Origin of the sequence: Streptomyces sp. NBC_01210 (assembly GCF_036010325.1) — a bacterium.
Classification (GTDB): Bacteria; Actinomycetota; Actinomycetes; order Streptomycetales; family Streptomycetaceae; genus Streptomyces.
This window is the reverse complement of the sequence record NZ_CP108549.1, coordinates 5,986,740-6,010,481: the sequence shown is the minus strand read 5'-3', so window position 1 is coordinate 6,010,481 and position 23,742 is coordinate 5,986,740. Positions and strand designations below refer to the sequence as shown.

The window sequence follows — 23,742 nt, the reverse complement described above, 5'->3', positions numbered from 1 at the left end:
TGAACAGATGAACCGTGAGCAGGTGACGGTCGTTGTCCTACCTCACACATAGGGTGGATCGCATGGGTGCCAAGACGGACGAGGCCGCGCTCGGTTACGAGCAGGCGCGGGACGAGCTGATCGAGGTCGTACGCCGCCTGGAGGCGGGTGGCACGACGCTCGAGGAGTCGCTGGCTCTGTGGGAGCGCGGCGAGGAGCTGGCGAAGGTCTGCCGCCACTGGCTGGAGGGCGCCCGCGCGCGGCTCGACGCGGCGCTTTCCGAGGGGAAGGGCGAGGGCACGAGAGAGGGCGAGGCCGCCGAGGCCGCCGAAGACTGAGCAGGTCCGGGGGGGTGCTCCCGGGTGTGAGTCGGGTCACCATGGGCATGTAGTTGAAATTTAATCCAACGGGGTGCGGTTGGAGCCGTCGTAAAGATCCTCTGCACGCCCCCCGGAAGGTACGCCAGCATGACCCTCGCCCTTGACTCCGCCGCCCAGGACCTCCTCTTCCGTGAGGCCCGCACCGCCAACACGTTCACCGACGAGCCGGTGACCGAGGAGCAGGTCCAGGCGATCTACGACCTGGTCAAATTCGGCCCGACCGCCTTCAACCAGAGCCCGCTGCGCGTCGTCCTGGTCCGCTCCGACGAGGCTCGTGAGCGTCTGGTCAAGCACATGGCCGAGGGCAACCAGCCGAAGACCGCCACCGCCCCGCTGGTCGCGATCCTCGCCGCCGACAACGAGTTCCATGAGGAGCTCCCGACCCTGTTCCCGCACTTCCCGCAGGCCAAGGACATGTTCTTCGCCGAGCGCCCGGTCCGTGAGCAGGCCGCCGCCCTCAACGCCGCGCTGCAGGCCGCGTACTTCATCGTCGGCGTCCGCGCCGCCGGCCTGGCCGCGGGCCCGATGACGGGCTTCGACTTCGCCGGCGTCCAGAAGGAGTTCCTGGACGGCGACCACACCCCGCTGATGATCGTCAACATCGGCAAGCCCGGCGAGGACGCCTCGTTCCCGCGCTCGCCGCGACTGTCCTACGACGAGGTCGTCACCACCGTCTGATCCCGCACAAGCAGAAGGCCGCCGCACCCGCTCCGGGGTGCGGCGGCCTTTTCCTACAACGAGATCAGGACTTCTTGGACTCCAGCGCGGTCGCCATCTCCGCCAGCCGCTCCGGCGACGCCGTACCCGTGATCACGGTCGTCGAGCCCTTGTGCTCGCGCACCAGCGCGTCGTACTTCGGGCCCTCCCAGCGCTGCCAGGCCACGCCGCCCACCTGCTGCGTCTTCCCGGTCTCCCGGGCTTGCTGGCTGACCTTCGGGATGAACTTGCCGGCCGGCGCCGTGGACTGCTCGACCGCGATGTACTCGCCGTCCGGGTCCAGGAAGCCGAGGTGCCAGGCGTCCGCATCGGCGCGCTTGTACGAGACCGATGTCGGCCTCCACTCCTTCGCCAGTCCCTCGGGTGCCGCCACCGGATACGGCGCCGCGCGCCGTGCCGTCAGCAGCTCCACCCGGTAGTCGACCGCCTTGACCGGGTCCGCCTTTTCGTCGTGCGGAATGAACACGTAGATCACTGCGACGACGGCGCCGATCACCGCCATCGACAGCACCATGTCCCGCACCGTCTGTCTGCCTCGCATACCTGCCACGCCCCCATGGTCGCATCATGGAAGTGTGCTCAAACGTGGCCCCCTCTGCTCAATTTATCGACGTACCGATAGAGTCGGATCACCCTCTTTTCCGGCCGTCGTCGTACAGAAAGGTGCGCTCCGATGACCGAGCATCATCTGCCGTCCCAGCTCGAGGTCTCTCCTGAGGCCCCCGACCGCAACCTCGCCCTGGAGCTGGTCCGGGTCACCGAGGCCGCCGCAATGGCCGCCGGCCGGTGGGTCGGCCGCGGCGACAAGATCGGCGCGGACGGAGCGGCCGTCAAGGCCATGCGAACCCTCGTCTCCACCGTCTCGATGAACGGCGTCGTCGTCATCGGCGAGGGCGAGAAGGACGAAGCCCCGATGCTGTTCAACGGCGAGCGGATCGGCGACGGTACCGGCGCCGAGGTCGACATCGCCGTGGACCCGATCGACGGCACCACGCTGAACGCCAAGGGCATGCCGAACGCCATCGCCGTGCTCGCCGCCGCCGACCGCGGCACCATGTTCGACCCGTCCGCGGTCTTCTACATGGACAAGCTGGTCACCGGCCCCGAGGCCGCCGACTTCGTCGACATCACCGCCCCCGTCTCGCTCAATATCCGCCGGGTCGCCAAGGCCAAGAACATGTCCCCCGAGGACGTCACCGTCGTCATCCTCGACCGCCCCCGCCACGAGGGCATCGTCAAGGAGATCCGCGAGACCGGCGCCCGCATCAAGTTCATCTCGGACGGCGATGTCGCGGGCTCGGTCATGGCCGTACGCGAAGGCACCGGCGTCGATCTGCTGCTCGGCATCGGCGGCACCCCCGAGGGCATCATCTCCGCCTGCGCCATAAAGTGCCTCGGCGGCACGATCCAGGGCAAGCTCTGGCCCAAGGACGACGCCGAGCGGCAGCGCGCGCTCGACGCCGGGCACGACCTGGACCGGGTGCTGCACACGAACGACCTGGTCAGTGGCGACAACGTGTTCTTCGTCGCCACCGGCATCACGGACGGCGAGCTGCTGCGCGGCGTGCGCTACCGCGCCGAGACCGCCACCACGTCCTCGCTGGTGATGCGCTCCAAGTCCGGCACGATCCGCCAGATCGACTCGACCCACCGGCTGTCGAAGCTGCGCGCGTACAGCGCCATCGACTTCGACCGCGCCAAGTAGGACGAGCCGAGCGGGACAAGCGGGTACGGGAAGGGGCGCCCCCCAAGTGCGGTGGGGGCGCCCCTTCCCGTCCCTGCCCGGCGCTCAGGCCGCCGCCGACTTCTTGAGCTCCACCTCGCGCCGCCTGCGCCGGGCCAGCACCACGCGGCGCTCGGCCGCGGTCAGCCCGCCCCACACGCCGTACGGCTCGGGTTGGAGCAGGGCGTGCTCCCGGCATTCGACCATCACGGGGCAGCGGGCGCAGACCCGCTTCGCGGCCTCCTCGCGCGACAGCCGCGCGGCCGTCGGTTCCTTGGACGGAGCGAAGAACAGTCCGGCCTCGTCCCGGCGGCACACCGCCTCCGCGTGCCAGGGCCCGGCCTGATCTTCCCGAGCGGAAATTCGCTGGGGCGGAACGGCGGCGACCTGCAAGGACTGATGCGGCAGTTGCAGCACGGTCTACTCCTGACGACGGCTTCGCGAGCGAGAGACGATGCAGCACTCCCTACCCGCTGTACGCACTCCTATTCACTGAGTGGCACTGAGTTCCGGGGCACGGAATTGCGGGCAGGCGCTCGCGGCCGGAAAGTGCTCCGGAGCGGAGCCGTCAGCCGAGGTGTTTGCGCAGGCGGTCATGGAGGTCGGCGATGAGACGGCCCCGTTTGGGCCTGGCCTCGACATTGCCGAAAACCGAATACCCGTTCACGACGACCACCGGGGCCTCCGGATCGGCCGCCTCCAGGGTGAGCACGTCGAAGTTGCCGAAGAACCCGGTACCGCTGCCGCGCAGCGAGATGTTCTCCGGGACCCGCACTTCGACATTGCCGAAGATGGAGGTGGCGTTGATGACGGTCAGCCGCTGCTCGAAGAGCGCCTCGGTGAGGTCGATCTCGATGTTGCCGAAGAGCGAGAAGGCGTTGGTGCGGCGGCCGACGCGCCAACGGCCCTTGCGGGTGGAGCTGGAGAAGACGGCGATGAGATTCTCGGCGGGGCCGACGGGCTCCTCGGGCCCGTACGCGTACGACATGGCGTCGCCACGAGTGCCGGTGCGGGCCGCGGGCAAGTCCCGGACCAGCGGCTCCAGTTCCCCGACGGTCTTGGCCCGGTAGACGGCGTCGATCCGCTCGGAGTGCTCCTCGGCGTCCAGCCGGCCCTCGGCCAGGGCGTCCCGGAGAATGTCGGCGATCCGGTCGCGGTCGGCATCCGAGGCGCGGATGGCGTCGCTGGGCTCCGCGGGGGCGACCGGCTTCTGGGGGTGCTTTTCGAGGTCCACGGATCCAGCGTAGCGAAACGCGATAGATCGCGACTAGGGGTACGGGGCCGGGCGCGGCGCCGGGCGCCGGGGCTTCGCCCCGGACCCCGCCTCTCACCCACCGGAGGGCCTGCCGGCGCCCCTCGATGCGCGAGTGAGCCCTACCTCACAAGCCTGCGCGGCCGACCGCGTTCTACGCTGAAGGGCGCGCTGCCAATGGACGTCAGCGCCGCTGTCTGCCGAGTGAGGAATGGCCGTAATGCCAGAGTTTCAGTACTCCGATCTGCTCCCGCTGGGAGAGGACACCACGCCGTACCGGCTGGTGACCTCCGAGGGTGTCTCCACCTTCGAGGCCGACGGGCGTACGTTCCTCAAGGTCGAGCCGGAGGCGCTGCGTACGCTCGCCGCCGAGGCCATGCACGACATCTCGCACTACCTGCGGCCCGCCCACCTCGCGCAGCTGCGCCGTATCGTCGACGACCCGGAGGCCTCCTCCAACGACAAGTTCGTCGCGCTGGACCTGCTGAAGAACGCCAACATCGCGGCCGCCGGCGTACTCCCGATGTGCCAGGACACCGGCACGGCGATCGTCATGGGCAAGCGCGGCCAGAACGTCCTGACGCAGGGCGGCGACGAGGAAGCTCTCTCGCGCGGCATCTACGACGCCTACACCAAGCTCAACCTGCGCTACTCGCAGATGGCTCCGCTCACCATGTGGGAGGAGAAGAACACCGGCTCCAACCTCCCCGCCCAGATCGAGCTGTACGCGACCGACGGCGGCGCGTACAAGTTCCTCTTCATGGCAAAGGGCGGCGGCTCCGCCAACAAGTCCTTCCTCTTCCAGGAGACCAAGGCGGTCCTGAACGAGGCCTCCATGATGAAGTTCCTGGAGGAGAAGATCCGCTCGCTCGGTACGGCCGCCTGCCCGCCCTACCACCTCGCCATCGTCGTCGGCGGCACGTCCGCCGAGTTCGCGCTGAAGACCGCGAAGTACGCCTCCGCGCACTACCTCGACGAGCTGCCCGCCGAGGGCTCGGCCACCGGCCACGGCTTCCGGGACAAGGAGCTGGAGGAGAAGGTCTTCGAGCTCACCCAGAAGATCGGCATCGGCGCGCAGTTCGGCGGCAAGTACTTCTGCCACGACGTCCGCGTCGTCCGCCTTCCGCGTCACGGCGCCTCGCTGCCCGTCGCGATCGCCGTCTCCTGCTCGGCCGACCGCCAGGCCACCGCGAAGATCACTGCCGAGGGCGTGTTCCTGGAGCAGCTGGAGACCGACCCGGCACGTTTCCTGCCGGACACGACGGACGCGCACTTGGACGAGGCGGGTGACGTCGTGAAGATCGACCTCAACCGGCCGATGGACGAGGTGCTGGCCGAGCTCACCAAGTACCCGGTCAAGACCCGGCTCTCGCTGACCGGCCCGCTGGTCGTGGCCCGCGACATCGCGCACGCCAAGATCAAGGAGCGGCTCGACGCGGGCGAGGAGATGCCGCAGTACCTGAAGGACCACCCGGTCTACTACGCCGGTCCGGCGAAGACCCCCGAGGGCTATGCGTCCGGCTCCTTCGGGCCGACGACGGCCGGCCGTATGGACTCGTACGTCGAGCAGTTCCAGGCGGCGGGCGGCTCCAGGGTCATGCTGGCCAAGGGCAACCGCTCGCAGCAGGTGACGAACGCGTGCGGGACGCACGGCGGGTTCTACCTGGGCTCGATCGGCGGGCCCGCGGCGCGGCTCGCGCAGGACTGCATCAAGAAGGTCGAGGTCGTCGAGTACGAGGAGCTCGGCATGGAGGCGGTGTGGCGGATCGAGGTCGAGGACTTCCCGGCGTTCATCGTGGTGGACGACAAGGGCAACGACTTCTTCACGGAGCCGGCGCCCGCGCCGACATTCACGTCGATTCCGGTGCGGGGTCCGGGGCTGGCGTAACGACTGGGGCTCCGCCCCGGACCTCGCGCCTCAAACGCCGGCGGGGCTGGACTTCAGCCCGCCCGGCGTTTGAGGACACGGGGAACAGCCCTACGCGAAGCGCTGGTTCGCCGCCCCGGTGCACGGCTGGAGCCGGACCGGCTCCTTCGCCGACGCCAGCGTCAGGCACAATCCCGTCGCCGACGACGGCCGAATCGTCCCGCCGGTGCGGACGAACTGCTGGTTCGCGCCGCCGTGGCAGTTCCACACGACTACCGCCGCGCCCGCCGCATAGCTCCCGCCCGGTACATCCAGGCACCGGTCCTGCGTCAGCTCCGTGTGCAGCGACTTGCGCGCCGAGTCGTACCACCAGCCCTGGTTACGCCCGCCGTGGCAGTCCCAGCCCACCACGCCCGTCCCGTTGCGGCTGACCGCACCCGCGACATCCAGGCACGAGCCCGTCGCCTCCTCCTTCAGCGGCTTGTACGTGTCATCCCACGCGCCCGCGTACAGCGCCGGCTTCCCGGTCGACGCCACATCCGCGCAACTGGCCTCCTTCAGCCCCGAGTTGTACAGCTGGGTGAGGCAGGAGGCGAACGCCGCATGCCCGCGCACATTGGGGTGGAAGGACTGGCGGGCCGAATTGGAGTCCGGCGGAATGGGGTTGGAGAGATCGATGTACAGCCCGCGTGCCCAGGTGTCCTCCATGCAGACCTCATGGCCGTGGAAGAGCCGGGAGTTGTCGAGATAGACCGCCCCGGTGGACTGCGCGACCCTGCGCATACCGCGCTCGAACGCGGGGACGGCGGTGTTGCGGCCCCAGACGGTGTCGGAGTCGTAGCCCATACCGCCGCAGATCAGCTTGCCGGGGAAGTTCGGATTGTCGCGGAAGTCCGGGCCGATGGGGCTCGGGTAGCCCATCACGACCAGCTTGTAGTCGCCGTCGGCGTATCCGGCGTCGCTCATCACGGTGCGCAGGTCCCGTACGGTCTGCTCGACCTTGGGGACCAGGCCGTCGACGCGGCCCTGCCAGCCCGCCGCGTACTTCGGCTCGCACGGCCCCTGGAACAGCACATAGCGCGTGACACAGTCGGTCATCACCGGGCCGAAGTGCAGATCGTCATTGGCGCCGGCCACCAACAGCACCATCTTGATCCGGGTGTTGCGTGCCTTGATGGCGAGATTGTCGCTCTGGACCAGTTCGTCGGCGTGCTGCTTCGAGCCACCGATCCGGATGTTCCCGGTGTCCGCGCCGGAGCAGGCGACGTTGTACGTGATGTCCGCGGCGATGCCCGTGCGGTGGATGGCGGCATCGGGCGAGCGGTGGCACCAGTTGTCGGGGCCGTTCGTTCCTGGTTCGTAGGTGCCGACGCCCTCACCGGAGATCTCGCTGTCACCGAGCGAGATCAGGCCGGTCCTGCGGTCGGCGAGCGGGCGTTCGGCGGGGCTGCCGTAGAGCTTGACGGCCTCGGCAGCGCGGATGGGCTCGAGTTCGGGCGGGAGCGGTACGGATGCTGCGGTACGGATCGCGTCGGGCTGCGCGGCCCGGGCGGTGGTGGCCGTGGCAGCCATTCCGCCAAGTCCTGCCGCCAGTGCCGCGGCGGCCGCGACCGTACAGCGAAGTCTGTGCCTGGTGCGCCTCATTGCGCCTCCCCGGTTTGCTGTTAGTCCGGGTATTTACTGGCGAGTAGCACAGTTGGGAATAGTCAGAACAAGACAACTGCTCATCTTTTTGAGAGTTCCGAGGAGGCATGGCAGCGATGGACGACGCGAGCGAGTACCGGATCGAGCACGACTCCATGGGTGAGGTACGGGTACCGGCGCACGCCAAGTGGCGGGCCCAGACCCAGCGGGCGGTGGAGAACTTCCCCGTGTCCGGCCAGCGGCTGGAGCGGGCCCATATCGAGGCCCTGGCCCGGATCAAGGCGGCCGCAGCCCGGGTCAACGCCGAACTGGGCGTGCTCGACAAGGACATCGCGGAGGCCGTCGCCGACGCGGCCGCGGAGGTCGCGGAGGGCCGCTGGGACGAGCACTTCCCGGTGGACGTCTTCCAGACCGGTTCCGGCACCTCCTCGAACATGAACACCAACGAGGTCATCGCCACGCTCGCCACCGAGCGCCTCGGCCGCGATGTGCACCCCAACGACCATGTGAACGCGTCCCAGTCGTCCAACGACGTCTTCCCCTCCTCCATCCACATCGCGGCGACGGCGGCCGTGACGGGCGATCTGATCCCGGCGCTGGAGCAGCTGGCGGCCTCGCTGGAGCGCAAGGCGTCCGAGTTCTCACTGGTCGTCAAAGCCGGCCGTACGCATCTGATGGACGCCACCCCCGTCACGCTGGGCCAGGAGTTCGGCGGCTATGCCGCACAGATCCGGTACGGCGTGGAACGGCTCAATGCCTCCCTCCCCCGCCTCGCCGAACTCCCGCTCGGCGGTACGGCGGTGGGCACCGGCATCAACACCCCGCCCGGCTTCTCGGCCGCGGTCATCGCCGAGGTCGCCCGCGCGACCGGGCTGCCGCTGACCGAGGCCCGCAACCATTTCGAGGCGCAGGGTGCGCGCGACGGGCTGGTCGAGACGAGCGGCCAGCTGCGTACGATCGCGGTCTCGCTCACCAAGATCTCCAACGACCTGCGCTGGATGGCATCGGGCCCGCGCACCGGCCTCGCCGAGATCAGCCTCCCCGACCTTCAGCCCGGCTCCTCGATCATGCCCGGCAAGGTCAACCCGGTGATCCCGGAGGCCGTGCTGATGGTGGCGGCCCAGGTGACCGGCAACGACGCCACGGTCGCGGCGGCCGGCGCCGCCGGGAACTTCGAGCTGAACGTCATGATGCCGGTGATCGCCAAGAATCTGCTGGAGTCGGTGAGGCTCCTCGCCAATGCCTCGCGGCTGCTGGCGGACCGTACCGTCGACGGCATCACCGCGAACGTCGAGCGAGCCCGTGAGTACGCGGAGTCCTCGCCGGCCGTCGTCACCCCGCTGAACAAGTACATCGGGTACGAGGAGGCGGCGAAGGTCGCCAAGAAGTCGCTGGCCGAGCGGAAGACGATCCGCGAGGTCGTCCTCGAGTCCGGCTATGTGGAGCGTGGAGCGCTGACCCTCGAGCATCTGGACGAGGCCCTTGACGTGCTGCATATGACACATCCGTGAGCCGGTGGCCGTGACCTGCGTCGCAGCGGGGCCCCGGCCGTACTCCTAAGATCTGCGCATGACAGGTACGGAACGCATCGCACGCTGGGCGCCCGGGGACCACATCCTCTGGCGCTACCGCGGCCATGCCCCGGATCTGTCGGGCGGCGGCATCCACATCTGCCGGCCCGTGACCGTCGTGGAGGACACCGACGAGCTGCTCGCGGTGTGGATGGCGCCGGGCACCGAGTGCGTGAAGCCGGTACTCGCGGACGGCACGCCGGTGCACCAGGAGCCGCTGGTCACCCGCTACACCGCACCGCGCACCACCGCCCGCGCCCGCTGGTTCGGCACCGGCGTACTGAAGCTGGCGCGGCCCGGTGAACCCTGGTCGGTCTGGCTGTTCTGGGAGCGCGGCTGGCGGTTCAAGAACTGGTATGTGAACCTCGAGGAGCCGCACGTCCGTTGGGCCGGCGGCGTCGACTCCGAGGATCACTTCCTGGACATTGCCGTCCACCCGGACCGCACCTGGCACTGGCTGGACGAGGACGAGTTCGCGGAGGCCCAGCGGGTCGGCCTGATGGACGTGGAGAAGGCACAGTCCGTACGGGAGGCGGGGGAGGCGGCCGTCGAGGCGATCCGGGCCTGGCAGGCGCCGTTCTCCGCGGGCTGGGAGGGCTGGCGGCCGGACCCGGCGTGGCGGGTGCCTCGGCTTCCGGCGGACTGGGACCGTACGGCGGCGCAGGTGACGTCCTGAGTCCGCGTCAGGAGTCTGTGCGCGAACGCCGGGTGAAGTGACTGATTCCGGTCCGGGAACACGCTCCAGCTCATACGACCTCGTGAGACTCTTGATGCGCCCCCAGGGGGCAAACGTAGGATCGTCGTCCGCAAGGCTGCGCCGTTTGAGCAACTATTGAGCGCAGGGCACAGCCTGACCGTAAGTCATCACGAGTCATTTCAAGGGGGTGGAGCTGTGCCGGATGCCTGCCATCCTGTCGGCGCCGCCCGCAGAGCGGGTATACCGCCTCACGAGGCGATTGCATCGCACAACCGGCCCGGACGGACGGAATCCCACGCGTGACGGAGCAGCCCACCTCCCACGAAGGCCGGCAGCCCTTGGCTGCCCGGCCGCATGAACGCACCCGGCCGCGGTCCGAGGCGACCGGCGGCTCGAGCGTGCCCCCGCCGGCCGGTCCGCCGCAGGACCTTGCGGGGACCGCCCGCCGCGAGGGCGACCGACTGCGTTTCGTGGGGGCCGCCACCCGCAGGATCGCGCGCGGAATAGACCTCGACGAGATCGTGCTCGGGCTGTGCCGGGCGACCGTGCCGACCTTCTCGGACGCGATTCTCGTCTATCTCCGCAGCCCGCTGCCGGTGGGCGACGAGCGGCCGGTCTCGCCGTTCGTGTTGCGGCTGCGCCGCACCGACCGGCTGCGTTTAGCAGGTGAGGACGCCGATCTCGGCACCGCCGCCCCCATCCCGGTCGTAGACCCGCAGACCGACCTCATGCCTGCCGCCGAGCTGTGCGAGGTGCGGTCCGGTGGTGCGCTCTCCGAGGTGCTGCGCGGCGTACGGCCCGTCTTCGGCGACTCCGCGGCCGCCCGGGCCGCCCTGCCCGAGCTGCTCGGCGCCGACCGCACCGTACCGAGCGGACATCGCGCGATACTCGCCCCGCTCCGCGGCAGGCGGCGGGTGATCGGCGCGGCCGTCTTCCTCCGCCGGCCGGACCGGCCCGCATTCGAGCCCAACGACCTTCTGGTCGCCGCCCAGTTGGCGACGCACACCGCGCTCGGCATCGACAAGGCCGTGCTGTACGGACGTGAGGCGTACATCGCCGACGAGCTGCAGCGCACCATGCTGCCCGACTCGCTCCCGCAGCCGACCGGCGTCCGTCTCGCGTCCCGCTACCTCCCGGCCGCCGAGACCGCCCGGGTCGGCGGCGACTGGTACGACGCGATCCCGTTGCCGGGCAGCCGGGTGGCGCTGGTGGTCGGCGACGTCATGGGGCACTCCATGACCTCCGCCGCGATCATGGGCCAGCTGCGCACCACCGCGCAGACCCTGGCCGGTCTCGATCTGCCGCCGCAGGAGGTTCTGCACCATCTGGACGAGCAGGCCCAGCGGCTCGGCACGGACCGCATGGCCACCTGCCTCTACGCCGTGTACGACCCCGTCTCGCACCGCATCACCATCGCCAACGCCGGCCACCCGCCGCCCATCCTGCTGCACCTGGGCGGGCGGGCCGAGGTGCTGCGTGTACCGCCCGGCGCACCCATCGGCGTGGGCGGTGTGGACTTCGAGGCCGTGGAGCTGGACGCCCCGGCCGGCGCGACCCTGCTGCTGTACACCGACGGCCTGGTCGAGTCCCGGCTGCGGGATGTGTGGACGGGGATCGAGCAGCTGCGGGAGCGGCTCGCCGCCACCGCCCAGCTCACCGGTCCGGATCATTCGCCACCGCTTGAGGCGCTCTGCGACGACGTGCTGGACGTTCTCGGCCCGGGCGACCGGGACGACGACATCGCGCTGCTCGCGGCCCGCTTCGACGGGATCGCACCGAGCGATGTCGCCTACTGGTTCCTGGAGCCCGAGGACGCGGCTCCGGGCCGGGCCAGGAGGCTGGCCCGGCGGGCGCTGAACCGCTGGGGCCTGGAGGAGCTGAGCGACTCGGTGGAGCTGCTGGTCAGCGAGGTGGTGACCAATGCCGTGCGGTACGCCGAGCGGCCGGTGACGCTGCGGCTGCTGCGTACGGACGTACTGCGGTGCGAGGTCGGCGACGACTCTCCGCAGCTGCCGAGGCAGCGCCGGGCCCGGGACACGGACGAGGGCGGAAGAGGACTGTTCCTGGTGAACCGGCTGGCCAGACGGTGGGGAGCGACCCGCCTGTCGACCGGCAAGGTGGTGTGGTTCGAGCTGCCCACTCCCGCGTAGCCGGCAGAGCCCGTACTGGGGCCAGATCTGGACCCTGTCCAAATGTTGCCGACAGGGTGTCGTGGGAGTTGACTGGGGCACGCGGCCGATGCGACCTCAATCCCTCTATCGACGGGAGGACGCTCGTGACCGAGTCATCCCCGAAGGCCCCGTACACGACCAACAATGTCGGCATCCCGGTGGAGAGCGACGAGCATTCGCTCACCGTGGGACCCGACGGCCCGATCCTGCTCCAGGACCACTACCTCATCGAGAAGATGGCCCAGTTCAACCGGGAGCGGGTCCCCGAGCGGGTGGTGCACGCGAAGGGCGCGGGAGCGTACGGCACCTTCGAAGTCACCAATGACGTCAGCCAGTTCACCAGGGCGGACCTCTTCCAGCCGGGCAAGCGCACCGAGATGCTGGCCCGCTTCTCCACCGTCGCGGGTGAGCAGGGCTCCCCCGACACCTGGCGTGACCCCCGCGGCTTCGCGCTGAAGTTCTACACCGAACACGGCAACTACGACATGGTCGGCAACAACACGCCGGTCTTCTTCGTACGCGACACGATCAAGTTCCAGGACTTCATCAGGTCCCAGAAGCGCCACCCGGCCACCGGGCTGCGCAACAACGACATGCAGTGGGACTTCTGGACGCTGTCCCCCGAGTCCGCGCACCAGGTGACGTGGCTGATGGGCGACCGCGGCGTTCCGAAGACCTACCGCCATATGAACGGCTACAGCTCCCACACCTACATGTGGATCAACGGCGGGGGCGAGCGGTTCTGGGTGAAGTACCACTTCAAGACCGACCAGGGCATCGACTTCCTCACACAGGCCGAGGCCGACGAGCTGGCCGGCACGGACGCGGACAAGCACCGCCGCGATCTGTACGAGTCGATCGAGTCCGGAAACGCGCCGAGCTGGAGCCTCAAGGTCCAGATCATGCCGTTCGAGGACGCGGCGGACTACCGCTTCAATCCCTTCGACCTGACCAAGGTGTGGCCGCACGGGGACTACCCCCTGATCGACGTCGGCCGGATGACGCTCAACAGGAATCCGGACGACTACTTCATCCACATCGAGCAGGCGGCCTTCGAACCGTCGAACATGGTGCCGGGCATCGGCCCGTCGCCGGACAAGATGCTGCTCGGACGGCTCTTCTCGTACCCGGACACCCACCGGTACCGGATCGGCCCGAACTACGCCCAGCTGCCGCCCAACCGGCCGCACACGTCGGTGAACTCGTATGCCAAGGACGGCCCGATGCGGTACGTGGCGTCGAACGCCGCGAGGCCGTACGCGCCGAACTCCTACGGCGGTCCCGCCGCCGACTTCCAGCGCTTCGGCGAACCGGCGAGCTGGGAGGCCGCGGGAGAGCTGGTGCGCGAGGCGTACAAGCCGCACCGCGAGGACGACGACTGGGGCCAGCCGGGGAGCATGGTCCGCCATGTGCTGGACGACGCGGCCCGTGAGCGACTGGTGTCGAACGTCAGCGGACATCTGAAGGACGGCGTGACCCGGCCGGTCCTGGACCGGGCGCTGCAGTACTGGCGCAACATCGACAAGAAGATCGGCGACCGTATCGCCCACAAGGTGAACGGCGGCTGACAGGGAGTACGACAGTGCCCGCGGTCCCGGATACGGGTGCCGCGGGCACTGTCGTACGTGTCGCCCGAGGTCGCGGTCAGGGCCTGAGACTGCGGTCAGCGCCTGACGTTGCCGGGCTTGATGTTGCCGTCAGGGCTTGACCCTGCCGCCGGTGCCGTCTGTCCCGCCGGGGTCACCGCCCGGGTCGGTCGGCGGGGTGAAGCTCGGCGGACCCGATGGCGTAATGCTCGGCGTCTGCGTCGGATCCTCCGTCGGCGTCTTGGTGGGCGTCCTCGTCGGCGTGCTCGTCGGTTCGTCCGTCGGCGTCTTGGACGGGGTCTGCGAGGGCGTCTCGGACGGGGCCTCCGTCGGCGTCGGGTCCGGGTCCGCTGTCGCGCCCTCTTCGATGTCGAGGTCGAACTCGGCGGCGGCGGCCTCGTCGTCGAGGGCTCCCGTCGTGTACTGCTGCCAGATCTTCGCCGGGACGCCACCACCGTTGGCGCGGCCCTCGTTGACGGTGTTGGTCAGCGTGACCTGCCCGCCCTTGGGGTCCTCGCCGAACAGGGCGACAGCGGTGACCAGCTCGGGGGTGTAACCCACGAACCAGGCCGAGCGGTTGTTCTCCGAGGTACCGGTCTTGCCCGCCGCCTCGTAGTCGCCGGCCGCGTTCGTGCCCGAGCCGGACTTCACGACGCCCGTCATGGCCGCCGTCGTGGTGTCCGCCGCCTCGCGGCTGATCGCCTGGTCGCCGATCGAGGAATCCTTCGGCTCAGCCTTGCGGGACTGGCGCTCGGCGGACTTCACGATCGTCGGCGTGACCTTCTTGCCGTGGTTGTCGAGGGTCGCGTACACCCCGGCCATGTCCCAGGTGGAGGCGCCCATCGTGCCGAGCGACATCGCGGGCCGCTCCGGGAAGTCCTTGCCGTCCTTCATGCCCATGGCAATCGCGGTCTTCTTCACCTTCCCCGGGCTGACATCCACGATCATCTGCGCGAAGACGGAGTTGATCGAGCTGTTCGTCGCCCGCTGGACGCTGACCGGGCCGTAGTCCTTGTCGTCCTCGTTCTCCGGCGCGAAGGGGGTGTCGCTGCCCTTCACCGGCCGCTTGCTGGTGCCGTCGTACTTGGTGTTCAGGCCGATCTTCGCGCCGTCCTGGGTCTCGGCCCCGTTCTCGATGGCCGAGGCGAGGACGACGGGCTTGAAAGTCGAGGCGGGCTGGTAGTCGCGGCGGGTGGCGTTGGACAGCCAGTGCTCGGTGGCGCCGATGCCGCCGTAGAGGGCGACGATATGGCCGGTCTTCGGGTCGACGGAGGTCGCACCCGCCTGGACGGTCGCGTCGGCCTTGTCCTTCTTGCGCTCGAGCTTCTCCTCGAGCTGCTTGTCGACCGCCTTGACCAGTGCCTTCTGGTGCTTCTCGTCGATGTTGAGGGTGATCGTCCAGCCGCCGGCCTTGATCTCCTCCTCGCTGATGCCCTGGCTGCGCTCCAGCTCGGCGTTGGCCGCGTCGACGAGGTAGCCGGTCTGGCCCTCCATGCCGGGGGCGGCCTTCGGTGCCTTGGGCACGGGGAACTTCAGGCCGGTGCGCTCGCCGGAGTCCAGCCACTCCTCCTCGACCATGTTGTTGAGTACGTAGTTCCACCGCGCGCGGACCAGCTTCTTGCCGGTGTCCGTGGCGACCGCCCAGTCGTACTGGCTCGGGGCCTGGAGCAGAGCGGCGAGATACGCGCCCTGGGCGACGTTCAGCTTGGACGCGTCGACGCCGTAGTACGCCTGGGCCGCGGCCTGGATTCCGTACGCGTTGCGGCCGTAGTAGCTGGTGTTGATGTACCCGGCGAGGATCTCGGACTTTTCCTTCTTCTGGTCCACCTTGAGCGAGATCACGAGCTCTTTGAGCTTGCGGGTGACCGTCTGGTCCTGGTTCAGGTAGTAGTTCTTGACGTACTGCTGGGTGATGGTCGAGCCACCCTGCTTGCCCTTGCCCGTGAGGGTGTTCATCACGCCGCGGGCGGTGCCCTTGAAGTCGACTCCGGAGTCCTTGTAGAAGGTCTTGTTCTCCGCGGCGACGAAGGTGTCCTGGACTTCCTTGGGGATCTTCTCGAGCCCGACGATCTCACGGTTGATCTTGCCGGTGCGGGCGAGGATCTTGCCGTCGCTGTACTTGTAGACGTTGCTCTGCATCTCGGCCTGGGCGTTGGCCTCGGGCACGGGCACGAGCAGATAGATCACGAAGAAGGCGCCCATCGCCAGCAGGCAGAGGCCGAAGAAGGTGCCGAGCAGCTTCCTCCAGGTGAAGAAGCGCCGTATGCCAGTGGGCTTTGCTTTCTTCGCCCGGCGCGCCCCGCGCTGCCGGGCTTGTCGCGCTTCCGCTCGGCCCATCGCTTCGCTGCTCCGCTCGTAGTCACTGTTTTCGCTGGTCGTGCTTGCGCTATCGGCCCGGCATCGGGCCGGAATCAGCTCAGAAAGCTAACACCGCTCACACAGACAAAGAGCCATCGATCCGGTCTTTTCCGGACGTGAGAATCAGCACCCCGTCTCATGGAACCGACTCATGAGAGGTGCACAGGGTTGCGATGCGCGTTAAAGTGATATCACTTTGCTAGAGGGTCGGCGGCTGTCGCCGACCCCGGAAACGGGGAGCCATCATGCCTGCCACCAGCACACCAACCGTGGAAGACCTGCCGGAGATGCCGACGCCACAGGTTCGTGAATTTCCGGCGCACAGCATCGGCGGGGGCGCCGCTCTACTGCTGGGGCTGCTCGGAATAGCCGCCGGGGTCGTGCTCGTCGTCGCGGGGGCGGCGATCGGCGCGACCGGCGCGAAGGTGGCGCTGATCCTGCTCGGCGTCGTGGTCGGGATCGCCGCGTTCGTCGCGATGTGCGGGCTGAACACGGTCGCACCGGGCGAGGCGCGGGTGGTCCAGCTCTTCGGGCGCTACCGGGGCACGATCCGTACGGACGGCCTGCGCTGGGTCAACCCGTTCACCTCGCGGGTCAAGATCTCGACGCGGGTACGGAACCACGAGACCGCGGTTCTGAAGGTGAACGACGCCTACGGCAACCCGATCGAGCTCGCCGCGGTGGTCGTGTGGAAGGTCGAGGATACGGCGCAGGCGATGTTCGAGGTGGACGACTTCCTGGAGTTCGTCTCCACCCAGACGGAGGCGGCGGTGCGGCACATCGCGATCGAGTACCCCTACGACGCGCACGACGAGGACGGCCTGTCGCTGCGCGGCAACGCGGAGGAGATCACCGAGAAGCTGGCGGTCGAGCTGCACGCGCGCGTGGAAGCGGCCGGCGTACACATCATCGAGTCCCGCTTCACGCATCTCGCGTACGCCCCGGAGATCGCGTCCGCGATGCTGCAGCGCCAGCAGGCGGGCGCGGTGGTGGCGGCGCGGCGGCAGATCGTGGACGGCGCGGTCGGCATGGTCGAGGCGGCGCTGGCCAGGATCACGGAACAGGACATCGTCGAGCTCGACACGGAGCGCAAGGCAGCCATGGTGTCGAACCTGATGGTGGTGCTGTGCGGCGACCGCGCGCCGCAACCTGTCCTCAACACAGGGTCGCTCTACCAGTGACGCCGCCCGAGCGGAAGCAGGTGCTGCTGCGGCTGGATCCTGCCGTGTACGAGGCGGTGGCGCGGTGGGCGTCGGACGAGCTGCGCAGCGCGAACGCGCAGATCGAGTTCATCCTCCGTCGCGCCTTGTCGGACGCGGGCCGCTTGCCGGGCAGCGCCGGCCCGATCCCCCGGCGGGGGCGCCCGCCGAGGGCTGCGCCGGGGGACGAGGGGGAATAGCCCTGGGGCAAGCCCCCAGCCCCCGTACGACCTTCGCTCGGGTCCTCAATCGCCGGACGGGCTGAAATTCAGCCCAGCCGGCGATTGAGGCGCGAGGTCCGGGGCGGAGCCCGCAGATCCCCGCATCAGGTATACACAGCAGGTATACACACCGTGTAGAGTGCCGCGCATGTCCATCGGTCACACACTCCTCGGGCTCCTCGAGTCCGGCCCGCGCCACGGCTACGACCTCAAGCGCGCCTTCGACGAGAAGTTCGGCCACGACCGGCCCCTCCACTACGGGCAGGTCTACTCGACCATGTCCCGCCTCCTCAAGAACGGCCTCGTCGAGGTCGACGGCATCGAGGCCGGCGGCGGCCCCGAACGCAAGCGCTACGCCATCACCGACGCCGGGATCACCGATGTCACCCAGTGGCTCGCGCAGCCCGAGAAGCCCGAGCCGTACCTCCAGTCGACCCTCTACACCAAGGTCGTCCTCGCGCTGCTCACCGGCCGCAGCGCCGCCGATCTCCTTGATGGGCAGCGAGCCGAGCATCTGCGGCTGATGCGTATCCTTACCGACCGCAAGCGCCGCGGTGACCTCGCCGACCAGCTCATCTGCGACCACGCCCTCTTCCACCTCGAAGCCGATCTGCGCTGGCTGGAACTGACCGGTGCCCGGCTCGACCAGCTCGCCAAGGAGGTGCGCGGATGATCCCCGCAGGCTCCCTCCTCGTCGCCGCCGACCTGCACAAGGCGTACGGCCCCACCCCCGCCCTCGACGGCGCGTCCTTCTCCATCCACGCCGGCGAGGTCGTCGCCGTCATGGGGCCCTCCGGCTCCGGCAAATCGACCCTGCTCCACTGCCTCGCCGGGATAGTCCGGCCCGACTCCGGGTCGATCAGCTACAGCGGGCGCGACCTCTCCGCGATGTCGGACGCCGCACGGAGCGCACTGCGCCGCAGCGACTACGGCTTCGTCTTCCAGTTCGGCCAGCTCGTTCCCGAGCTGACCTGCACCGAGAACGTCGCGCTGCCACTTCGGCTGAACGGCACCCGGCGCAAGGAGGCCGAGCGCACCGCACTGGAGTGGATGGAGCGCCTCGAAGTCGCCGAGATCGGCAACAAGCGGCCCGGCGAGGTCTCCGGCGGCCAGGGCCAGCGGGTCGCGGTCGCCCGCGCGCTGGTCACCTCGCCGCGGGTGCTCTTCGCCGACGAGCCGACCGGCGCCCTCGACTCACTCAACGGCGAGCGGGTGATGGAGCTGCTCACCGACGCTGCCCGGGACACCAACGCCGCGGTCGTCCTGGTGACGCACGAGGCCCGGGTGGCCGCGTACTCCGACCGCGAGGTCATCGTCCGCGACGGCAAGGTGCGCGACATGGCGGGCGTGGCATGAGCGGCGGCGCCACCTGGATACGGGATCTCACCCTGGGCGCCCGGTTCGCCGTCACCGGCGGCCGGCGCGGCTGGACCCGTACGATCCTCACCGCCATCGGCGTCGGCCTGGGCGTCTCCCTGCTACTGGTCGCCGCGTCCGTGCCACATCTCATCGAGAGCCGCGACACCCGCGAGGCGGACCGCGCGGTCACCTTCAACGACGAGGTGAAGCGTTCCGAGCGCTCGTTCCTCTTCGCCCGGACCAGCACGCTCTACCGCGGCGACACCGTCAACGGCGCCGTGTTCCGGCCCGACGGCGGCGACGCCCCGGCGCCGCCCGGCCTGGCGAAGCTGCCGGGCCCCGGCGAGATGGCCGTCTCCCCCGCCCTCGCCGACCTGCTCAGCTCCCCCGAAGGGGCGCTGCTGAAGGACCGGCTGCCGTACCGGGTCACCGCCACCATCGGGGACCGCGGCCTACGCGGGCAGTTCCACCCTCCCCAGGGTGGCGGCCGACTGGCGCGCGGACAGCTACGGCGGCAACCAGGGCAAGGACGACCCGATGAGCGCCGTGCTCCTGCTCGTCATCGTGATGGCCTGTGTGGCCCTGCTCCTGCCGGTGGCCGTGTTCATCGCCACCGCCGTGCGGTTCGGCGGCGAGCAGTGCGACCGGCGGCTCGCCGCACTCCGGCTGGTCGGCTCCGATCAGGCGATGACACGGCGGATCGCGGCCGGTGAGTCACTGTGCGGCGCGCTGCTCGGGCTGGTCGCGGGCGCCGGATTCCTCGCGCTGATACGGCAGTTCATCGGCTCGGTGACCATCTGGAACGTCAACGCCTTCCCCTCCGACATCGTGCCGAGCCCGGTGCTGACCGCGCTGATCGCCGTCGCCGTACCGGCATCCGCGATCGCCGTCATCCTCTTCACGCTGCGTGGTGTGACGATCGAGCCGCTCGGCGTCGTACGGAACACCGCTCCGCGGCGGCGCCGACTGTGGTGGCGGCTGCTGATGCCGGCCGCCGGTCTCGCCCTGCTGCTGCCCCAGTCGGGCCGGGTCGGCCTGGGGGACACCGAGATCGCCACCTATCAGATCGCCGGCGGCGCGCTGCTGGTCCTGACCGGGGTCACCGCGCTGCTGCCGTGGCTGGTCGAGGCAGTGGTCGGCCGACTGCGCGGCGGGCCCGTGCCCTGGCAACTTGCGGTACGACGGCTCCAGTTGAGCAGCGGAACGGCGGCCCGTGCGGTGAGCGGCATCGTCGTCGCGGCGGCCGGCGCCATCGCGCTGCAGATGCTCTTCAGCTCCGTGCAGAGCGACTTCATGAAGCCGACCGGCATGGACGCGGCCCGCGCCCAGCTCGAGACGAGCGCGAAGGCCACGGACGGCTCCGTGGCGCGCAAGATGATCGAGAAGTACTCGGCGACCAAGGGCGTCGCCGGCGTGATCGGGATGATCCAGGCGTCCGTCGACCGGCCGGGACCGATACGCGCGGGCGAGGGCTACATCCCCTCCACCCAGATCACTGTCGCCGACTGCCCGTCGCTGCGGGAGCTGGCGAAGCTGCCCTCCTGCAAGGACGGCGACGTCTTCATCGCCCGTACGCACGGCAATCAGGGACCGCCGGACGAATTTCTCGCCAAGACTGCCCGGCCCGGCGCCCAGGTCAACCTCAACTCGGAGCAGTTCGACCCCGGAGGCGAGGCGAAGTCGACCAAACCGGTGCTGTGGCGTATCCCCGCATCCGCCAGGACGGTGGACTCGCGTACCGACCCGGTGGGTCAGGTCTCCTTCGGCGTCATGGCGACGCCGTCCACCATCGATGTGTCGAAGCTGATGAGCCCGATGGCCAAGGCGATGATCCGGCTGGACCCCGACGTGCCCGAGGCGGCCGAGTACGCCCGTAACAGCGCGGCCGCCATCGACCCGCTGACCAGCGTCTCCACGCTGCAGAACTTCGAGCGTGACAGCCAGTTCTCCAGCGTGCGCACCGGTCTCTTCGTCGGCGCGACCGCGACGATGCTGCTGATCGCCGCGTCCATGCTCGTCTCCACGCTGGAACAGCTCCGCGACCGCAAGCGGCTGCTGTCGGTGCTGGTCGCCTTCGGCACCCGGCGCGCCACTCTGAGCTGGTCGGTGCTGTGGCAGACCGCCGTGCCGATCGTGCTGGGTCTCGCCCTCGCGGTCACGGGTGGCATCGGGCTCGGTCTTGTCCTGCTGAAGCTGGTCGACAAGCAGGTCGCCGACTGGTGGGCCTTCCTGCCGATCACCGGCGTCGGGGCCGCGCTGATTCTGCTGGTGACGGTGCTCAGCCTGCCGCCGCTGTGGCGCATGATGCGCCCGGACGGACTGCGTACGGAGTAGCACAAGGGCGTACGACGCAGCCCGGGGCAGTACGGAGCGGTCAGTCGAGCACCCGCACCGGCAGCGCGCGCATCGCGTCCCGCAGGGCCTGTGCGAACTCCTCGAATTCGCCCTGGCGTGCCGCGCCCGCGCGCATCGCCAGGGCGACAGTGCGTGCGGGGGCGGGTTCGGCGAAGTACGCCGTCTGCAGCCTGCCCGCCCGGCCCGTCTCCACCTCGACCGCCGTACGCGGCAGCAGCGTCACTCCGAGCCCGCCGGCGACCAGCTGCACCAGCGTGGACAGGCCCGCGGCCGTCGTCGACACCGGAGCGCCGTCGGTACGGCCGGCCTCCCGGCAGATGTCGAGCGCCTGGTCGCGCAGACAGTGGCCCTCGTCGAGCAGCAGCAGATGCAGTTCGCGCAGGGCCTTGCGCGGAATGTCCTGGCGGCCACCCAGCCAGTGGTCCTCGGGCGTGACCAGCACAAAGTCCTCGTCGAACAGCGGCAGCTCGCTCACGCCCGGGACCCCGAGCGGCACGGCGAGCAGCAGCAGATCGAGCCGCCCTGCCGCGAGCCCCTCCAGCAGCGAGGACGTCTGCTCCTCGTGGACCTGGAGGTCGAGGTCCGGGTAGTTCTCATGCACCAGGCGCAGCACGGTCGGCAGCAGATACGGGGCGACGGTCGGGATCACGCCGAGCCGGAGCACCCCGGTGAACGGGGCACGTACCGCCTCGGCCTCCTCCAGCAGCTCACCGACCGCGTCCAGCACAGCCTTGGCCCGCACGGCCAGCCGCTCTCCGGCCGACGAGAGCAGCACCTTGCGGGTCGTACGCTCCAGGAGCTGGACACCGAGTGCCTCCTCCAGTGCCGATACAGCACCGGACAGTGCGGGCTGACTCATCCCGATTGCGGCCGCGGCGTCCCGAAAGTGCAGATGCTCGGCCACGGCGGCGAAGGCGCGCAGCTGCGCCAGGCTGGGCTGCTTACCTCTGGAACTTCCCCTATTAACGGCATTGCCGACATTACTGGTGGACACTGATAGGCACCTCCGATCGCGATGACCGAGTCTAGCTATTTCCGCGATCAATGCACTCTGTGCCAGTATCAAGATCCGTCCAACCCCCCGGAAGACCTCAAAAGGGAATTCCTTTCTGCAAGGAGAGCGCGTGCTCACTGTTGGTGACCAGTTCCCCACGTTCGAACTGACTGCCTGCGTCTCACTGGAGGCCGGCAAGGAGTTCGAGGAGATCAACCACAAGTCCTACGAGGGCAAGTGGAAGGTCCTTTTCGCGTGGCCCAAGGACTTCACCTTCGTCTGCCCCACCGAGATCGCGGCCTTCGGCAAGCTGAACGACGAGTTCGCCGACCGTGACGCCCAGATACTCGGCTTCTCCGGCGACTCCGAGTTCGTCCACCACGCCTGGCGCAAGGACCACGCGGACCTGCGTGACCTGCCCTTCCCGATGCTGGCCGACTCCAAGCACGAGCTGATGCGCGACCTCGGCATCGAGGGCGAGGACGGCTTCGCGCAGCGCGCCGTCTTCATCGTCGACCCGAACAACGAGATCCAGTTCACCATGGTGACCGCCGGCTCCGTCGGCCGTAACCCCAAGGAGGTCCTGCGGGTGCTCGACGCCCTGCAGACCGACGAGCTGTGCCCGTGCAACTGGACCAAGGGCGAGAACACCCTCGACCCGGTCGCGCTGCTGTCGGGCGAGTGATCCGATATGTCCCTCGATGAACTCAAGGCTTCGGTACCGGACTACGCCAAGGACCTGAAGCTGAACCTCGGTTCGGTGATCGGCAACAGCGAGCTGCCGCAGCAGCAGCTCTGGGGCACCGTCCTGGCCTGCGCGATCGCCTCGCGCTCAGCGAAGGTACTGCGCGAGCTGGAGCCCGAGGCCAAGGCCAACCTCTCCCCGGAGGCGTACACCGCCGCCAAGTCCGCCGCCGCGGTCATGGCGATGAACAACGTCTTCTACCGGACCCGGCATCTGCTGTCGGACCCGGAGTACGGGACGCTGCGCGCCGGTCTGCGGATGAACGTGATCGGCAACCCGGGTGTGGAGAAGGTCGACTTCGAGCTGTGGTCGCTCGCCGTCTCCGCCATCAACGGCTGCGGCCAGTGCCTCGACTCGCACGAGCAGGTGCTCCGCAAGGCCGGCGTGGACCGCGAGACGATCCAGGAGTCCTTCAAGATCGCCGCGGTGATCCAGGCCGTGGGTACGACGCTGGACGCGGAAGCTGTGCTCGCGGACTGAGCCCCGCGCTGCGACAAGGGCGCCCCGCCCGGCTGTGAGCCGGACGGGGCGCCTTGTCGTGAACGGGCTTTACGGTGCGAGGAGTTGGCCCGCCGCCAGCGCCGAGGCCACTGCGCCTGAGGCCACCACCGCCGAGGCCGCGAAGAGCGGAACCCTCCGGGTCCAGGTGCGCAGCGCCGGGGGACGGGAGACGCGGTCCAGCAGCACGTCACGGCCGCGCAGCACGATCATGCCGACGCCGGTGAGCGCCAGGGCCATACCGGCGCCGAAGGCGGCGTCCTTCTGCGCGGACCAGGCCGCTTCCACGGCCGGGCCCCTCGCCTCGGCCTTGACGACGGGCGGTGTGCCGAAGGGGTGCGCCTGGGCCGTCCCCGCGCTGCCGAACAGCAGCGCGGGGACGGCGGCCAGGACGAGCAGCACCCAGGTGCGCAGTGATCGCACGGT

At 69.3% G+C, this 23,742-nt stretch carries 21 protein-coding genes and 1 pseudogene; 15 read left to right on the top strand and 7 right to left on the bottom strand.

The annotated features are described in order from the left end of the window. The first annotated feature begins 62 nt into the window (after nt 1-62). Both OG735_RS27555 and OG735_RS27550 read left to right on the top strand, forming a co-directional pair. Nucleotides 63-317, top strand: coding sequence for an exodeoxyribonuclease VII small subunit (locus OG735_RS27555; protein ID WP_327325818.1), 255 nt, complete (start codon nt 63-65; stop codon nt 315-317). A gap of 129 nt (nt 318-446) precedes the next feature. Beyond that, complete coding sequence (locus OG735_RS27550) at nt 447-1,037, top strand: malonic semialdehyde reductase (RefSeq protein WP_327325817.1); 591 nt, start codon at nt 447-449, stop codon at nt 1,035-1,037. 64 nt (nt 1,038-1,101) lie between these two features. On the opposite strand, the gene OG735_RS27545 is transcribed toward OG735_RS27550, so the two are convergent. Continuing rightward, entirely contained in the window at nt 1,102-1,617 is a 516-nt protein-coding gene (locus tag OG735_RS27545) for a DUF4245 domain-containing protein (RefSeq protein WP_442812628.1), read from the bottom strand. A gap of 132 nt (nt 1,618-1,749) precedes the next feature. On the opposite strand from OG735_RS27545, the gene glpX reads away from it, so the two are divergent. Then, nucleotides 1,750-2,781, top strand: coding sequence for a class II fructose-bisphosphatase (gene glpX, locus OG735_RS27540; RefSeq protein WP_327325815.1), 1,032 nt, complete (start codon nt 1,750-1,752; stop codon nt 2,779-2,781). An 84-nt stretch (nt 2,782-2,865) separates the two neighbouring features. On the opposite strand, the gene OG735_RS27535 is transcribed toward glpX, so the two are convergent. Both OG735_RS27535 and OG735_RS27530 read right to left on the bottom strand, forming a co-directional pair. Continuing rightward, nucleotides 2,866-3,216 (bottom strand): WhiB family transcriptional regulator, encoded by a 351-nt coding sequence (locus OG735_RS27535; protein WP_327325814.1) that lies wholly within the window; start codon nt 3,214-3,216, stop codon nt 2,866-2,868. A 151-nt stretch (nt 3,217-3,367) separates the two neighbouring features. Then, nucleotides 3,368-4,033: a DUF1707 SHOCT-like domain-containing protein gene (locus OG735_RS27530; protein ID WP_327325813.1), complete on the bottom strand. Its 666-nt coding sequence runs from the start codon at nt 4,031-4,033 to the stop codon at nt 3,368-3,370. Nucleotides 4,034-4,271: 238 nt separating this feature from the next. On the opposite strand from OG735_RS27530, the gene OG735_RS27525 reads away from it, so the two are divergent. Continuing rightward, nucleotides 4,272-5,939, top strand: coding sequence for a fumarate hydratase (locus OG735_RS27525; RefSeq protein WP_327325812.1), 1,668 nt, complete (start codon nt 4,272-4,274; stop codon nt 5,937-5,939). Between the two features lie 90 nt (nt 5,940-6,029). Here OG735_RS27525 and OG735_RS27520 read toward each other — a convergent pair whose 3' ends face one another. Continuing rightward, a complete protein-coding gene (locus tag OG735_RS27520; RefSeq protein WP_327325811.1) occupies nt 6,030-7,562 on the bottom strand; it encodes a ricin-type beta-trefoil lectin domain protein in 1,533 nt (510 codons plus the stop codon). A gap of 107 nt (nt 7,563-7,669) precedes the next feature. On the opposite strand from OG735_RS27520, the gene OG735_RS27515 reads away from it, so the two are divergent. From OG735_RS27515 to OG735_RS27500, 4 genes are all read left to right on the top strand, one after another. Beyond that, entirely contained in the window at nt 7,670-9,073 is a 1,404-nt protein-coding gene (locus tag OG735_RS27515; protein WP_442812500.1) for a class II fumarate hydratase, read from the top strand. Between the two features lie 58 nt (nt 9,074-9,131). After that, nucleotides 9,132-9,809 (top strand): cytidylyl-2-hydroxypropylphosphonate hydrolase, encoded by a 678-nt coding sequence (gene fomD, locus OG735_RS27510; protein ID WP_327325810.1) that lies wholly within the window; start codon nt 9,132-9,134, stop codon nt 9,807-9,809. A gap of 320 nt (nt 9,810-10,129) precedes the next feature. Further along, entirely contained in the window at nt 10,130-11,980 is a 1,851-nt protein-coding gene (locus tag OG735_RS27505; RefSeq protein WP_327325809.1) for a SpoIIE family protein phosphatase, read from the top strand. Between the two features lie 125 nt (nt 11,981-12,105). After that, on the top strand, nt 12,106-13,569 hold the full coding sequence (locus OG735_RS27500) for a catalase (RefSeq protein ID WP_327325808.1): 1,464 nt from the start codon (nt 12,106-12,108) through the stop codon (nt 13,567-13,569). A gap of 129 nt (nt 13,570-13,698) precedes the next feature. Here the strand turns inward: OG735_RS27500 and OG735_RS27495 are convergent, their stop codons facing one another. Next, nucleotides 13,699-15,924 carry a transglycosylase domain-containing protein gene (locus OG735_RS27495; protein WP_327325807.1) on the bottom strand — a complete coding sequence of 742 codons (2,226 nt, stop codon included), beginning with the start codon at nt 15,922-15,924 and terminating at the stop codon, nt 13,699-13,701. Between the two features lie 266 nt (nt 15,925-16,190). On the opposite strand from OG735_RS27495, the gene OG735_RS27490 reads away from it, so the two are divergent. The 5 genes and pseudogenes from OG735_RS27490 (at nt 16,191) to OG735_RS27465 (ending at nt 21,058) form a co-directional block, all read left to right on the top strand. Further along, on the top strand, nt 16,191-17,126 hold the full coding sequence (locus tag OG735_RS27490) for an SPFH domain-containing protein (protein WP_327325806.1): 936 nt from the start codon (nt 16,191-16,193) through the stop codon (nt 17,124-17,126). After that, entirely contained in the window at nt 17,072-17,344 is a 273-nt protein-coding gene (locus OG735_RS27485; RefSeq protein ID WP_389560198.1) for a hypothetical protein, read from the top strand. The genes OG735_RS27490 and OG735_RS27485 overlap by 55 nt, the downstream gene beginning before the upstream one ends. Nucleotides 17,345-17,513: 169 nt before the next feature. Beyond that, nucleotides 17,514-18,038, top strand: coding sequence for a PadR family transcriptional regulator (locus OG735_RS27480; protein WP_327325804.1), 525 nt, complete (start codon nt 17,514-17,516; stop codon nt 18,036-18,038). Then, nucleotides 18,035-18,721 carry an ABC transporter ATP-binding protein gene (locus tag OG735_RS27475; RefSeq protein WP_327325803.1) on the top strand — a complete coding sequence of 229 codons (687 nt, stop codon included), beginning with the start codon at nt 18,035-18,037 and terminating at the stop codon, nt 18,719-18,721. Before OG735_RS27480 ends, OG735_RS27475 begins: the two co-directional genes overlap by 4 nt. After that, nucleotides 18,718-21,058 (top strand): annotated as a pseudogene (locus OG735_RS27465) (FtsX-like permease family protein). The gene OG735_RS27475 and the pseudogene OG735_RS27465 overlap by 4 nt, the downstream one beginning before the upstream one ends. 40 nt (nt 21,059-21,098) lie before the next feature. On the opposite strand, the gene OG735_RS27460 reads toward OG735_RS27465, so the two are convergent. Next, nucleotides 21,099-22,073, bottom strand: coding sequence for a LysR substrate-binding domain-containing protein (locus OG735_RS27460; RefSeq protein WP_327325801.1), 975 nt, complete (start codon nt 22,071-22,073; stop codon nt 21,099-21,101). 130 nt (nt 22,074-22,203) lie between these two features. On the opposite strand from OG735_RS27460, the gene OG735_RS27455 reads away from it, so the two are divergent. Together OG735_RS27455 and OG735_RS27450 are read left to right on the top strand one after the other, a co-directional pair. Beyond that, a complete protein-coding gene (locus OG735_RS27455) occupies nt 22,204-22,758 on the top strand; it encodes a peroxiredoxin (protein ID WP_327325800.1) in 555 nt (184 codons plus the stop codon). Nucleotides 22,759-22,764: 6 nt separating this feature from the next. Then, complete coding sequence (locus OG735_RS27450) at nt 22,765-23,298, top strand: alkyl hydroperoxide reductase (protein ID WP_327325799.1); 534 nt, start codon at nt 22,765-22,767, stop codon at nt 23,296-23,298. Nucleotides 23,299-23,367: 69 nt separating this feature from the next. On the opposite strand, the gene OG735_RS27445 is transcribed toward OG735_RS27450, so the two are convergent. Next, on the bottom strand, nt 23,368-23,739 hold the full coding sequence (locus tag OG735_RS27445; RefSeq protein ID WP_327325798.1) for a hypothetical protein: 372 nt from the start codon (nt 23,737-23,739) through the stop codon (nt 23,368-23,370). Between the last annotated feature and the right edge of the window lie 3 nt (nt 23,740-23,742).